5 protein-coding genes are annotated in these 15,389 nt (G+C 75.3%); all 5 read left to right on the top strand.

The genetic code is table 11. The features are described 5' to 3' along the window. Positions 1 to 24 precede the first annotated feature (24 nt). On the top strand, positions 25 to 1,062 hold the full coding sequence (locus tag ACZ4UB_RS27930; protein WP_468074258.1) for a TauD/TfdA family dioxygenase: 1,038 nt from the start codon (positions 25 to 27) through the stop codon (positions 1,060 to 1,062). A 5-nt stretch (positions 1,063 to 1,067) separates the two neighbouring features. Next, entirely contained in the window at positions 1,068 to 2,951 is a 1,884-nt protein-coding gene (locus ACZ4UB_RS27925) for a non-ribosomal peptide synthetase (protein ID WP_468074328.1), read from the top strand. Positions 2,952 to 2,961: 10 nt separating this feature from the next. Further along, a complete protein-coding gene (locus ACZ4UB_RS27920; RefSeq protein ID WP_468074326.1) occupies positions 2,962 to 8,319 on the top strand; it encodes a condensation domain-containing protein in 5,358 nt (1,785 codons plus the stop codon). Between the two features lie 381 nt (positions 8,320 to 8,700). Continuing rightward, the gene (locus tag ACZ4UB_RS27915) at positions 8,701 to 15,042 is read left to right on the top strand and encodes an amino acid adenylation domain-containing protein (RefSeq protein ID WP_468074256.1); all 6,342 of its coding nucleotides are present in this window, start codon (positions 8,701 to 8,703) and stop codon (positions 15,040 to 15,042) included. Then, positions 15,039 to 15,245, top strand: coding sequence for an MbtH family protein (locus ACZ4UB_RS27910; protein ID WP_354384466.1), 207 nt, complete (start codon positions 15,039 to 15,041; stop codon positions 15,243 to 15,245). Before ACZ4UB_RS27915 ends, ACZ4UB_RS27910 begins: the two co-directional genes overlap by 4 nt. The last annotated feature ends 144 nt before the right edge of the window (positions 15,246 to 15,389 follow it).

Here is a 15,389-nt window from a genome sequence, read left to right as displayed (position 1 = left end):
TTCCCTTTCCCTTAAGGACCTTCCATGACCACCTTCGCCACCGCCCCCGCGCGGACCGGGATCGACCCGGTCCGCGAGCCCGGCAAGCCCGTCGTCGTCCACACCCCGCAGGGCCTGGACCTCGATGCCGCCGTCGCCTGGGTCGACACCCACCGCGCCGCCATCCAGGCCGAGTTGCACCGCAGCGGCGCCGTGCTGCTGCGCGGGCTGCCCGTCGAGGACGCGGCCTCCTTCGCCCGGGCCCGGGACGCGCTCATCCAGCAGCGCGCCGGTTACAAGGAGAAGGCCACTCCGCGCACCGACTTCGGCGAGGGCGTCTTCTCCTCCACCGACCTGCCCGCCCTCCAGCCCATCCGCCTGCACAACGAGAACAGCTACACCCTCGACTTCCCCGGTGTGCTCCTCTTCGGCTGCGTGACCGCCCCCGAGGAGGGCGGTGCGACCACCGTCGGTGACATGCGCGAGGCGCTGCGGCTGCTGCCGCCGGAGCTGGTGGAGCGCTTCGAGCGGGCGGGCTGGCTGCTCGTGCGCAACTACTCCGAGCTGGCCGGGCTGCCCTGGTACAAGACCTTCGCGACCGAGGACAAGGCCGTCGCCGAGGCGTACTGCGACGAGAACGTCGTCGGCTACGAGTGGCTCGACGAGGACGACTCGATGATCACCCGCCAGCGTCGTTCGGCGATCGTCACCCACCCGGTGACCGGCGAGCGCACCTGGTTCAACCACTTCGCCTTCTGGAACGTACGGACCCTGGACGAGGACATCCGCGAGGTGCTCGTGGAGACGTACGGCGAGGACGGCCTGCCCTTCAACACCTACCTCGGCGACGGCACCCGGCTGACGGACGCCGAGGTCGACGTGATCAACGAGGTCTACGAGCGGGTGACCGTACGGGAGACCTGGCAGCAGGGCGACCTGATGATCGTCGACAACATCCTCTGCGCGCACGGTCGCGAGGCCTTCAAGGGCGACCGCAAGATCCTCGTCGCCATGGGCGAGCCCGTCGCGCTCGCCGCGTGCTCCCCCGCCACCCAGCCGTCCACCACCCTCTTCGGGAAGTGACCACCATGACCGCCGTGCTCCCCGAGCGTCCCCGCACCCTCGACGCCGCCCTCCCGCTCCCCCTCCCCCGTACCGCGGCCCCCGCTCCCGCTCCCGCCCCCGCCGATCTGCTCGCGCGGCTCGCGCTGGTGCCCGGGGCCCGACCCGCCGTGGTCGCCGGCGACCGCGAGCTGGACTTCGACGCGCTGCGCGCCGAGGCACAGCGGATCGCGGACCGGCTCGCCGCCCGCGGGATCGGTCCCGAGAGCGTGGTGGCGCTGTGCCTGCCGCGCGGCGCGGACCTGGTGGCAGCGCTGATCGGCACGCTGACCGCGGGGGCCGCGTACCTGCCCGTGGACCCGAAGCTGCCCGCCGAACGGCAGCGCTACCTCGTCGAGGACGCGGGCGCCGACCTCGTCGTCACCTCCGCCCCCGGCGCGACGCCGCTCGCCGAGGGCGTGCCGCACCTGCCGGTGGCCGAGCTGACCGCGCCGGGCGAGGGGCGCCCGTACGCCCCGGTGGCCGTGGGCGCCGACACGCTGGCCTACGTCATCTACACCTCCGGTTCCACCGGCCGCCCCAAGGGCGTCGAGATCGTTCGCGCCGCCGCCGCCGCGCTGCTCGCCGAGCTGGAGGGCGCCGGGATCGCCGTCACCGACGGCGGGCGGGTCGGCTGGAACGCCTCGCCGTCCTTCGACGCCTCCGTGCAGCAGTGGGTGCGGATCTGCCGCGGCGACACCCTCGTCATGATCGACGACGAGACCCGCGCGGACCCGGCGCTGCTGGCCGCGCTGGTCGACGAACAGGCCCTGACCGACCTGGACATCACCCCCTCGCACGCCGATCCGCTGCTGGACCTGCTGACCGCCGACGGCGGGCCGCGCCCGCTGACCCTGCTGATCGGCGGCGAGGCGATCAGCCCGGCCCTGTGGCAGCGGATCGGGGAGCGCACCCGCGCCGGGGTGCTGCGCGCGGTGAACCTGTACGGGCCCACCGAGTGCACCGTGGACTCCACGGCGGGCTGGATCGACGGGGCGGACGAGCCCCACATCGGCGCCGTCCTGCCGGGCCTGCTGATGCGGGTGCTGGACGAGGAGCTGAAGCCGGTGGAGGTCGGCGGCAGCGGCGAGCTCTACCTGGCGGGGCCGCGCGTGGGCCGCGGCTACCGCCGCCGTCCCGGGCTGACGGCGGAGCGGTTCGTGGCCGACGCGGGTCGGGCCCCCGCGGGCGGTGGGCGGATGTACCGTACGGGCGACCTCGTGCGGCTGCTCCCGGACGGCCGCCTCGGCTACCTGGGCCGGGCCGACGGGCAGGTCAAGCTGCGCGGTCACCGCATCGAACTGCCCGAGATCGAGGCCGCGGTGGCCGCCTACCCGGGGGTCGCGGAGGCGGCCGTGGTGCTGCTGGACGACGTCCACGGAGCGCCGGGCCTGGTCGCGTACTACCGCTGCGCGGATGCGGAGGCGGGGGCGGTGACGGAGGCCGGGCTGCGCGAGCGGCTGGGCGCGGAGCTGCCCGGCTACATGGTCCCCTCGGCCTTCGTGGCCCTGGAGCGCTTCCCCACCACGACCAACGGCAAGTTGGACCGCGCCGCGCTGCCCGCGCCGGTGGCGCCCGCGGCGCAGCCGGCCGCGGCGAGCGCCGGGGAGGCCGCCGAGCTGACCCGCTCGCAGCAGCTGATCGCCCGGGTCTGGGCGGTCGTGCTCGGCGCCCCGCACATCGGGCCCGACGACAACTTCTTCAAGCTGGGCGGTCATTCGCTGCTCGCGATCAAGCTGGTGTCCCGGGTCCGCGCCGAACTCGGCGTCTCGCTGCCGGTCAAGGCGGTCTACGCCAACCCCCGGCTGCGCGACCTCGCCGCCTTCATCGACACGCTCGTCGACGCCACCGCCGCAAGCCAGGACCAGTGAGGACATGACCGTGATCCCGTTGTCGTTCGCCCAGCGCAGACTGTGGTTCCTGGGGCGGCTGCACGGCCCGTCGGCCACCTACAACGCGCCGGTGGTGCTCCACCTCGACGCGGTGCCCGACACCGCCGCGCTCGGCGCGGCGTTGGCCGATGTGACCGGCCGGCACGAGGTGCTGCGCACCGTGCTGCCGGCGGGCGCCGACGCGGAACCCCACCAGCGGGTGCTGACGACCGCGGAGCTGCCCGGGCTCGCGGTGCAGGACTGCGCGCCCGGTGACCTGGACCGGATCGTCGCCGGGTTCACCCGGCAGACGATCGACGTCACGGTCGAACCGCCGCTGCGGGCGCGGTTGTTCGTACCCGGTGACGGCACCTCGGTCCTGGTCCTGCTGATCCACCACGTGGCCACCGACGGCTGGTCCGTGCGCCCGCTGCTGCGCGATCTGGGCGCCGCCTACGCGGCCCGGCTGAGCGGGAGCGCCCCCGCGTGGCAGCCGCTGCCGGTCCAGTACGCCGACTACGCGCTCTGGCAGCGCGAACTGCTCGGGGACCCCGCCGACCCCGACAGTCTGGCCCGCGAGCAGCTGGACCACTGGCAGGCGGCCCTGGCGGGCGCCCCGGCCGTCATCGCGCTGCCCGCCGACCGGCCGCGCCCCGTCGAGCCCTCGGGCCGGGGGGCCACGCTGACCGCGCGGCTCGACGCCGCCGCCCACGGCGGACTGCTGGCGCTCGGTCGCGGCCGGCAGGCCACGATGACCATGGTGGCCCGCGCCGCGCTGGCCACCGCCCTCGGGGCGGCGGGGGCCGGGCAGGACGTGGTGATCGGCGCGCCCGTCGCGGGGCGTCCCGAGGAGGACCTCTACGACCTCGTCGGCTTCTTCGTGAACTCCCTGGCGCTGCGCACCGACCTCTCGGGCGACCCGGCGGTCGGCGAGCTGGTCGAGCGGGTGCGGGACGCGGACCTCGCCGCCTACGAGCACGAGGAGCTGCCCTTCGACCTGCTGGTGGAGCACCTCGCCCCGCAGCGGTCCCTGGGACTGCACCCGTTCTTCCAGGTGATGCTGACCGTGGACGCGGGCGACGCCGCGGCGCCGGTGTCGCTCGGCAGCGGCCCGGGCGCGATCGGCGGGCGGCTCGCGGAGGTGGACCTGGCCGCCGCCAAGTTCGACCTGACCTGGTACTGCGCCCAACGGCACACCGCGGACGAGCGGCCCGACGGGATCGACCTCGCCGTGCAGTACGCCGAGGACCTCTTCGACGCGTCCACCGCCCGCCTCCTGCTCGACGTCTTCGCCCGCACCCTCACCGCCTTCGCCGCCGACCCGACCGCGCGCCTGGACCGGCTCGACCTGCTCACCGCCGAGGAGAGCGCCGCGCTCGACGCCCGCCGCGCCCACCTCGCGGCGCTGGCCGCCCGCGCCGAAGCCGAACGGGCCGCCGCCCCCGGCACCCGCGGCGCGCACGCCCTCTCGCCCCGCGAGGAGATCCTCTGCGGACTCTTCGCCGAAACCCTCGGCCGAACCCACCACGACGCCGACGACAACTTCTTCCGCAACGGCGGGCACTCGCTCCTGGCCAGCAAACTCGTCAACCGCATCCGCGCCACCCTCGGCCTCGAACTCGGCATCCGCGACCTCTTCCTCGCCCCCACCCCCACCACCCTCCACCAACGCCTCACCCACACCCAGACGGACACCACCGGGCGCCCCGCCCTCACCCCCGTACCAGCCCACCAACGCCCCGACCGCATCCCCCTGTCGGCGGCCCAGCGGGCCCTGTGGCTGGTCGGGCAGGTCGAGGGCCCGTCGGCGACGTACAACGCGCCGGTGGTGCTGCGCCTGGACGGCGTGCCCGACACGGGTGCGCTCCAGGCCGCGCTGGGCGACGTGGTGGAGCGGCACGAGATCCTGCGGACCCGCTACGCGGCCGAGGGCGGCGAGCCCTACGCGTACCTGCCCGACGGCCCCGGCCCGCGGATCGACCTGACCTCCTGCACGCCCGGGACCCTCGACGAGCTGGTCACCGCCGCCGGCCGGGAGACCTTCGACCTGTCCGCCCAACCGCCGCTGCGCGCACGGATGTTCCTGCCGGGCGACGGAACCTCGGTACTGGTCCTGCTGGTCCACCACATCGCCACCGACGGCTGGTCCCTGACCCCGCTGCTGCGCGATCTGGCCGAGGCGTACGAGGCCCGGTCGGCCGGGAGCGCCCCCGCGTGGCAGCCGCTGCCGGTCCAGTACGCCGACTACGCGCTCTGGCAGCGCGAGCTGCTCGGGGACCCCGCCGACCCGGCCGCGCTGGCCCACCGGCAGCTGGCCGCATGGCGCACGGCCCTGGAGGGGCTGCCGGCCGCGGCCGACCTGCCCGCCGACCGGCCGCGTCCCGCCGAACCCTCCGGCAAGGGAGCCCTGCTCGTGGCCCGGCTCGACGCCGATGCGCACCGCGCGCTCGCGGCGCTGGCCCGCGGCAGCCGGGCCAGCCTCTTCATGGTGGCCCGCGCGGCGCTCGCCACCGCGCTGGCCGCGACGGGCGCGGGCGCCGACCTCGCCATCGGCACCCCGGTGGCGGGCCGGCCGGACCAGGCCCTGCACGACCTGGTGGGCTTCTTCGTCAACTCCCTCGCCCTGCGCACCGACCTGTCCGGCGATCCCGCGGTCGGCGAGTTGGTCGAGCGGGTGCGGGACGCGGATCTCGCCGCCTACGACCGGCAGGACCTGCCCTTCGACCTGCTCGTGGAGCACCTCGCGCCCGAACGGGCCCTGGGGCGGCACCCGTTCTTCCAGGTGATGCTGACCGTGGCGGACGCGGAGGACGACCGCTTCGCCCTCGGTCCGGTGACCGGCCGGGCCACCAGCACCGACCTGGGGGCCGCCAAGTTCGACCTGTCCTTCCACTGCGCCCAGACGCGCTCGGCCGAGGGCGAACCGGCGGGCATGGAGCTGATGGTGCAGTACGCGGAGGACCTCTTCGACGCGTCCACCGCCCGCCTCCTGCTCGATGTCTTCGCCCGCACCCTCACCGCCTTCGCCGCCGACCCGACCGCGCGCCTGGACCGGCTCGACCTGCTCACCGCCGAGGAGAGCGCCGCGCTCGACGCCCGACGCTCGCGGCTCGCGGCCCTCACCGCACGGGCCGCACGGGCCGCGGCGGAGGCCGAGGCCGAGCGGGCCCGGAGCGCCGCCGCCCGCACCCTTTCGCCCCGCGAGGAGATCCTCTGCGGACTCTTCGCCGAAACCCTCGGCCGCGCCCACCACGACGCCGACGACAACTTCTTCCGCAACGGCGGCCACTCACTCCTCGCCAGCAAACTCGTCAACCGCATCCGCGCCACCCTCGGCCTCGAACTCGGCATCCGCGACCTCTTCCTCGCCCCCACCCCCACCACCCTCCACCAACGCCTCACCCACACCCACGCCCGGACCGGCGCCACCGCCCGCCCCACCCTCACCCCCGTACCACCCCACCAACGCCCCGACCGCATCCCCCTGTCCTACGCGCAGCGCCGGCTGTGGTTCGTCGACCAGCTCGAAGGGCCCTCCGCGACCTACAACATCGCGCTGGTGCGGCGCCTGGACCGGGAGCTGGATCCGGCCGCACTCGCCGGGGCCCTGGCCGACGTGGCCGAGCGGCACGAGATCCTGCGGACCGTCTACGGGGCCGAGGGCGGGGAGCCGTACCAGCGGGTGCTGTCCGGGGCCCGGCCGCAGCTGGAGCTGGGCCGCCCGGCGGACGTGGCCGCCGCGGTCGACGAGGCCGCCGGGCACGTCTTCGACCTGACGCGCGACCTGCCGCTACGGGCCTGGCTGTTCCTGCCCGAGGAGCCGACCGGCCAGCAGACCCTGGTGGTCCTGCTGCACCACATCGCGGCGGACGGCTGGTCCACCGACTGCCTGCTCGCCGACCTCGCCGAGGCCTACGAGGCCCGGCTGGCCGGGAGCGCCCCCGGATGGCGGCCGCTGCCGGTCCAGTACGCCGACTACACCCTGTGGCAGCGCGAACTGCTGGGCGGGGCCGAACACGAACTGGCCCACTGGCAGGGCGCGTTGGACGGGCTGGCGCCGCTGATCGACCTGCCGACCGACCGGCCCCGGCCCGCCGAACCCTCGGGCCGGGGCGCGGTGACCGGCTTCGCGGTGGGCGCGGACACCCACCGGCGCCTGGCCCGGTTGGCGCACGAACAGGGGGCCACCCTCTTCATGGTGGTCCAGGCCGCGCTGGCGGCCGTACTCGACCGCTGCGGGGCGGGTACGGACCTGGCGCTCGGCACCACGGTGGCGGGGCGCGGCGACGACGCGCTGCACCCGCTGGTCGGCTTCTTCGTGAACACGCTGGTGCTGCGGACGGACACGGCCGGGGATCCGACGTTCACGGAGCTGGTGGGGCGGGTGCGGGAGGCGGACCTGGCGGCCTACGACCACCAGGACGTGCCCTTCGACCGGCTGGTCGAGCACCTCAACCCGCACCGGTCCTCCGCCCACCACCCGCTGGTGCAGGTGATGATGCAGCTGCACACGGCGGACCCCGCGGCGCGGGACGCGGCGGCCGGTGGTCCGCTGTCCGGCACGGAGTTGGCCTTCGGGACGCGGACCGCCAAGGCGGACCTCACCTTCGCGCTCACGCAGGAGCCGGCGGCGCCGACGGGCGGGCAACGGGGGCTGACGGGCGTGCTGGAGTACGCCACGGACCTGTACGAGGAGGCCGGCGCGCGGCGGCTCACGGAGCTGCTGGTGGCCGCGCTGGACGCGTTCGCCGCGGATCCCGCCCTGCGCGTGGGGCAGTTGGCCGCGCCGGCGGACCCGCGCGGGGAACGGCCGTGGGCCGGTGGCTACCGGATCGACCTGGCCCGGGTCACCGAGGTGCTCTCCGCGCACCCGCAGGTGCTGCGGGCCGAGGTGCGGGTGGTCGACGGACGGGTGGTCGCCGAGGTGACCGGCGCCGCCTCGGAGGCCGAGCTCCAGGAGTGGGCGGCGCAGCGACTGCCGGAGTACGCGGTCCCGGCGACGGTCCGCGTCCCCCGGGCCGGCGCGCCGCGGCCCCCCGCACCGCCCGGTCCCGAGGCCCCCGACCCGCTGCTCGTCACCCTGCTGACGCTCTTCGGCGAGGTGCTGGACGGGCGGGCGGTCGGTCCGGACGACAACTTCTTCAAGTTGGGCGGGCATTCGCTGCTCGCGGTCCGGCTGGTGAACCGGGTACGGGCCGAGCTGGGCCTGGAGCTGACCCTGCGGGAGGTGTTCCGGCACCCGACCCCGGCCGGACTCGCCGCCCTGCTGGCCCGGGCCGCCGTCACGCCACCGCCACTGGTCCCGGTACCGGTCCCGCCACCACTGCGCCGCCGCACCCAGGCGGGCGCCCGGACCCGGCGGGCGTAGGCCCGCACCCTCCCCTCGGCCCGATGCCCGGGGTGCCCTCCCGGGGCACCCCGGGCATCGCGCCGTTCGCGGGCCCGCCCGAGGCCACACCCAGCGGCACCCGACAACGGGGCTCCGCCCCGCCCCGGGCTCCGCCCGGACCCGCGCCTCAAACGCCGGCGAGGCTGAAACAGCCACACCCAGCCCACCCGGCGGGGCTGGGGCGGGCCAGACCCAGCGGGCCCGGCCCGGCAGTTGCGGCGGCAGGCCGGGTCGCGCGGAGCTGCCGGGGGGACTGCCGTCCGGGGGGCCGGCGCGTACCTAGCGTGGGGGCACGGAGTCGAGAGGATCCTTCTCGCGGTCTCCTCTCCTCACCTTCCCCCTCGCCTGGAGGCTTCCGCGATGCCCTCGACCGCCCCTACCGCCGCCACCGTCCCGGACGGCGGCCCGGCGATCACCCCGGTCCCCCGACCCGGCGCGCTGGACGGCTTCGACGCCGCCGTCGCCGCGCGTCCCGAGCGCACGGCCCTGGTGCACGGCGACCGGCGGGTCAGCTACGGGCAGCTCGCCCTGGCCGTAGCGCTCCACGCCGAGGAGCCGACCGGATCCGACGCGGCCGACGGGTCCGACCGTCCGCTCGGCGTCGACGCGGTGGTCGCCCTGATGGCCGCGCTGCGCGCCGGTGGCGAACCGGCCGCCCGGCAGCGGGAGTACGGGCCGATCGGACCTGAGGACCTCGTCCTGCGGTCCGGCGCGGCGCGGCGCGGCGCCGAAGGGATCCGCCCGGTGCTGGCCGCGGGCGCCACGCTCGTCCTGCGCGACGAGGAGACGCCGGACGTCCCGGGCCTGTTGGCGGCCGCCGCCGCGCACGGGGCGACCGTACTGGACCTGCCCACGGCCCACTGGCACGAGCTGACCCGCGCGCTGGCCGCCGGTGAGGGCGAACTCCCGCCCGCGCTGCGCCTGGTGGCCATCGGCGACGACCCCGCCGAGCCCGCGGCCGTCGCGCGGTGGCACCGGGCGGTGGACCCCGCCCGGGTGCGGCTGATCGAAGCCGACCGGACCCCGACCCCGATCCCGTCCCCGTCGCCGGCCGAGGGCAGCGTCTTCGACGGGGTGGTCCTCGACGCCGAGGACCGGGTGCCGCTGTCGTACGCGCAGCGCCGGCTGTGGTTCCTGGGCGGCCTGGAGGGTCCCTCGGCCACCTACAACCTGCCGCTGGTGCTCCGCCTGGACGGGGTCCCGGACCGGGCGGCGCTGACGGCGGCCCTCGCGGACGTCGTCGAGCGGCACGAGGTGCTGCGGACCGTGTACCCGGCCGTGGACTCCGAGCCCTACCAGCACGTGCTCCAGGCCCCGCCGCTGCCGCTCGCGGAGCGGGCCTGCGCGCCGGCCGAGGTCGCGGAGCTGGTGGCCCGCTTCACGGCGGGAACCTTCGACCTCGCCACCCAACTCCCGCTGCGCGCGGCGCTGTTCCTGCCGGGCGACGGCACCAGCGTGCTCGCCCTGCTGACCCACCACATCGCCACGGACGGTTGGTCCGTGACCCCGCTGCTGCGCGACCTCGCCACGGCCTACGGGGCCCGGCTGGCCGGGACCGCCCCCGACTGGGAGCCGCTGCCGGTCCAGTACGCCGACTACACCCTGTGGCAGCGCGAACTGCTGGAGGACCCGGAGCGGCTGCTGGAGCACTGGCGCGGCGCCCTGGAGGGGATGCCGACCGTGCTGGAGCTGGCGACCGACCGGCCGCGGCCCGCCGAGCCCTCGGGCGAGGGCGCCACGCTCGTGGCCCGGCTGGACGCCGGGGCGCACCGGCGCCTCGCCGAGCTGGGCGCGGAGCACGGCGCGAGCATGCTCATGGTCCTGCAGAGCGCCCTCGCGCTGGCCCTGTCGGCCGCGGGCGCCGGACCGGACGTCGCGATCGGCACCCCGGTCGCGGGGCGCGGCGACGAGGCCCTCGACGATCTGGTCGGCTTCTTCGTGAACACGCTGGTGCTGCGCACGGACACCTCCGGGGAGGTGACCTTCGCCGAGTTGGTCGAGCGGACGCGGGACGCGGACCTCGCCGCCTACGCCCACCAGGAGCTGCCCTTCGACCTGCTGGTGGAGCACCTGAACCCGGTGCGCTCGCTCGCCGCGAACCCCTTCTTCCAGGTCATGCTGACCGCGCAGGCGCAGGGCGCCGCGGACGAGGGCGTCCCGCTGGGCGGCGGACTGACCGGCCGCTTCGCCGAACCGGGCCTGGAGGCCGCCAAGTTCGACCTGAGCGCCTCCTGCGTGGAGCTGCGCGACGCCGAGGGCGCGCCGGCCGGTCTGGAGGTGTGGTGGCAGTACGCCACGGACCTCTTCGACGCCTCCACCGCGCAGTCGCTGCTCGACCTGTACGTGCGCACGCTCGCCCGGGCCGCCGCCGACCCGGCGTCCCCCGCGGCCGGACTCGCGCAGCTCACCGAGGCGGAGGGCGCGGGCCTGGCCCGGCGCCGGGAGCGCCTCGCGGCGGCCGCGGAACCGGCGGCGCGGGAGGACGCGCCGGCGGTCGGGGAGCCCGCTCCCGAGGAGCTGGTGACGACCCTGTGCGCGCTGTTCGCGGAGGTCGTCGGGCGCGAGCGGGTGGCCCCGAAGGACAACTTCTTCGTGGTCGGCGGGCATTCCATGACGGGCGTGCGGCTGGTGAACCGGATCCGGGCGGTCCTCGGGGTGGAGGTGCGCATCCGCGACCTGTTCCTCGCGCCGACGCCCGCCGGGCTGGCACGCCGGCTCGGCCGCGCGGCCGCGCCCGCCCCCGGCACCGCCCTGGCCCGCACCGGGGTCCGGGATCGGCCGGAGCGGATGCCGCTGTCCTACGCGCAGCGCCGGCTGTGGTTCGTGGACCAGTTGGAGGGCCCGAGCCGGTCCTACAACCTGCCCTTCGCGCTGCGCCTGGAACGCCCGCTGGACCCCGCGGTGCTGGTGGAGGCCCTGGCCGACGTGGCCGGGCGCCACGAGGTGCTGCGCACCGTGTACCCGGCGGTGGACGGGCAGCCGTACCAGCGGGTGACGGAGCCCGGTCGGCCGGTGCTGGAGCGGGTGACGGCGTCGGCCGGGGAGCTGGAGGCGGCGATCGACGCCGCCGCCGGGCACGTCTTCGACCTGGCGGCGGAGATCCCCTTCCGGGCCGCGCTGATCGACGTACCGGCCGACGGGACCGACGGGCCGGCCCAGGTGCTGGTGCTGCTCGCGCACCACATCGCGGCCGACGGCTGGTCCAGCGGACCGCTGCTCACCGACCTGGCCACCGCCTACGCGGCCCGCGCCGCCGGTGACGCGCCCCGCTGGGAGCCGCTGCCGGTGCAGTACGCCGACTACACACTGTGGGAGCGCGAGCAGTTGGAGGGGCCGGCGGCCGAGGCGCACGTGGCGTTCTGGAAGGAGCGGCTGGCGGACGCGCCCCCGGTACTGGAGCTCGCCGCGGCCCGGACCCGTCCGGCCGAGGCCTCGCACCGGGGCGCCGCGACCGCGCTGCGGCTGGACGCCGACACCCACGCCCGGCTGGAGGCGCTGGCCCGGGAGCACGGGGCGACGCTGTTCATGGTGGTCCAGGCGGCCTTCGCGGCGGCGCTGACCCGGCACGGCGCCGGGACCGACCTGCCGCTGGGCACGGTGGTGGCCGGGCGCGACGACGAGGCGCTCGACGACCTCGTCGGCTTCTTCGTGAACACCCTCACCCTGCGCTGCGACACCTCGGGCGACCCGCGGTTCACGGAGCTGCTGGAGCGGGTCCGGGAGACCGACCTCGCCGCCTTCGCCCACCAGGAGCTGCCGTTCGACCTGGTGGTGGAGCGGTTGAACCCGGTGCGCTCCACGGCGCACCACCCGCTGGTGCAGGCCCTGGTGCAGGTGCACCCGGCGGAGCCCGGCATCCCGGCCGGGTCGGCGCTGGCCGGCTCCCCGGTGGGCTCGGACTCCGGTTTCACCAAGTTCGACCTGACGGTCGCGCTGCGGGAGCTGCGGGACGCGGACGGGACGCCGGGCGGGCTGGAGGGCGTACTGGAGTACGCGACGGACCTGTACGACGCGGGGACGGCGGGCATGCTCGCCGGGCACCTGGCCCGGATCCTGCGGGCGGTGGCCGTGGACCCGCGGCTGCGGCTGGCGGACCTGCCGCTGCTGTCCGCCGAGGAGGAGCACCGGCTGGTCACGGAGTACAACGACACCGCGACGCCGCGCACGGCGTGCGGGGTGGTGCACGAGGTGTTCGCGGCACAGGCCCGGCGCACCCCGGACCGGATCGCCGTGTCCTTCGAGGACGAGAGCCTGACCTACGCCGAGTTGGACGCCCGGGCCAACTCCCTGGCCCACGACCTGATCGCGGCGGGGGTCGGCCGGGACGGCGCGGTCGGCGTACTGATGGACCGCACGCCGCTGCTGCTGGTGTCCGCCCTCGCCATCCTCAAGTGCGGCGCCGCCTATGTCCCGTTGGACCCGCGACTGCCCGACACCCGGGTCCGCATGATCATGGAGGACGTGGCGGCGGGGGTGCTGCTGACGCAGCGGGCGCACAGCGGATCGGCTCCGGTGCGCCAGGAGGCCGCGGCCGGTGTCACGGTGCTCGCCGTGGACGAGCTGGCGGTGGACCCGGACGCCACCGACCCGGGGACCGCGGTCGGCGAGGACGCCCTGATGTACGTCATGTTCACCTCGGGCTCCACCGGCCGCCCCAAGGGGGTCGGGGTCACCCACCGCAACGTGGTCGAGCTGGTCACGGACCGCTGCTGGGACCTGGTCAACCACCGGCGGATGCTGGTGCACTCGGCGATCGGCTTCGACGCCTCGACCTACGAGCTGTGGGTCCCGCTGCTGGGCGGCGCCCAGCTCGTGATCGCCCCCGGCGACGGCACCGACGTCGCCGAACTCGACCACACCATCCGCACCTACGGGGTCACCGCCGCCTACTTCACGATGGGGCTCTTCCACATCATGGCGGACGAGGGCCTGGACACCCTGGGGCTCCTCGACGAGGTGTGGACCGGCGGCGACGTCGCCTCCCCCAGCGCCCTCCAGCGGGTCCTGGACCACTGCCCCGAGACGGTCCTGGTCCACTCGTACGGCCCCACCGAGACCACCTTCGCCTCCCACCACCAGCGCATCGGGCTGGACCGGCGGACGCTGCCCGGGGTGTTCCTGGGCGCGCCCCTCGACAACACCCGCGTCCACGTCCTGGACGAGCGGATGCGGCCGGTCCCGATCGGCGTCCCCGGGGAGATGTACATCGCGGGCAGCCAGGTGGCCCGCGGCTACATCGGCCGGGCCGCCCTGACCGCGGAGCGCTTCGTCGCCGACCCCTTCGGCGCGGACGGCGGGCGGATGTACCGCACCGGCGACCTCGTGCAGTGGACCCCGGAAGGGGAACTGCGCTTCATCGGGCGGGCCGACGGCCAGATCAAGCTGCGCGGCTTCCGGATCGAGCCGGGCGAGATCGAGGAGACCCTGGCCCGGCACCCGGGCGTCGGTCAGGTCGCCGTGGTGGTCCTGGAGGACGGCCCCGGCGGCAAGCGCCTCGTCGCCTACGCGGTGCCGCGCGCCGAACACACCCTGACGGAGCGGGCGTTGCTGCGCTGGGCCGCCGGGGAACTGCCCGAGCACATGGTCCCCTCCGCCGTCGTCCTGCTCGACGCGATCCCGCTGACCGTCAACGGCAAGCCGGACCGCCGGGCGCTGCCCGCGCCGCCGCGCGCGGCGCGGCCCACCGGCCGCCCGCCGCGCACCCCGCGCGAGGAGGTGCTGTGCGGCCTGTTCACCGAGGTGCTGGAGGTGGAGGGGGTCGGGATCGACGACAACTTCTTCACCCTGGGCGGGCATTCCCTGCTCGCGGTGCGCCTGGTCAGCCGGATGCGGACCGTCCTGGGGCTGGAGCTGGGCGTGCGGGACCTGTTCCGCACGCCGACCGTGGCCGGGCTGCTCGGTGACGAGCCGAGCGGCTTCGACCCGATGGGGGTCCTGCTGCCGCTGCACACCGGCGGCACCCGCCGCCCGCTGTTCTGCGTCCACCCCGGTACGGGCGTGGGCTGGTCGTACGCCGGTCTGACCCAGCACCTGGGCCCGGACCAGCCGCTGTACGCGATCCAGGCCCGGGCGCTGAGCGAGCTGGGGCACAGTCCGCAGAGCGTCGAGGAGATGGTCGCCGACTACCTGCCCCGGATCCGCGAGGTCCAGCCGCACGGCCCGTACCGCTTCCTGGGCTGGTCCTTCGGCGGCACGATCGCCCACGCGCTCGCCGTCCGCCTGGCCGAGCTGGGCGAACGCACCGAGCTGCTGGCCATGATGGACGTCCACCTGATGCCGACCGAGCCCGAGCGGCGCCGGATGACCCCGGCGCAGAAGCGGGACATGCTGGTCGGCGACGACGCGGACGTCCCCGAGGACGCCCCCTTCGACGTGGACGCCCTGATCGGTCTGGTCCGGTTGCAGGACCCGGTCCTGGGCGCCTTCTCCGACGGGGAGATCCGGTCCGTGATCGGCGCCTCCATCGACCACGCAGAAATCATGAACCTGTATTCTCCGCGCCCGGTCGCCACCGACATGTTGTTCCTCGGGGCACTGGAGGAGGGGAAGACGGAAAACACTCTCGCACAGCACTGGATTCCCTATGTCGAGGGCAGTGTGGAGAACCATGTCATCGGAGTTCCGCACACCAGAATGGGCGAACCCGAACCGCTGGCCCTGATCGGCCGTATCCTTTCCGAGAAATTGAGGAGTCTGTCATGACCAATCCTTTCGACAACGCCGAGGGCACCTTCCACGTGGTGGTCAACGCCGAGGGACAGCACGCTCTGTGGCCCACCTTCGCCACCGTTCCCGCAGGTTGGGACGTGGTCTGGGCGGACGGCCCGCGGGCCGAGGCGCTCGCCTACGTGGAGCGGAACTGGACGGACATCCGGCCGAAGAGCCTGGTCGCCCAGTACGCCTGACCGCTCGCCCGCACACACCGCACCCGCCGCCAGGCCGTGTCCCGCATTCCGGGGCGCGGCCCGGCGGCTTTTTGCGCCGCATGACGAGCGCCCGGATGGGCCGGGTAATACCTCAATACTGCCGCCGGAACTTCCCCTCGGGCC

It is taken from the genome of Streptomyces sp. NPDC028419 (genome assembly GCF_055565515.1).
The sequence above is the reverse complement of the archived record's forward strand: the minus strand, read 5'-3'. Positions and strand labels throughout refer to the sequence as shown.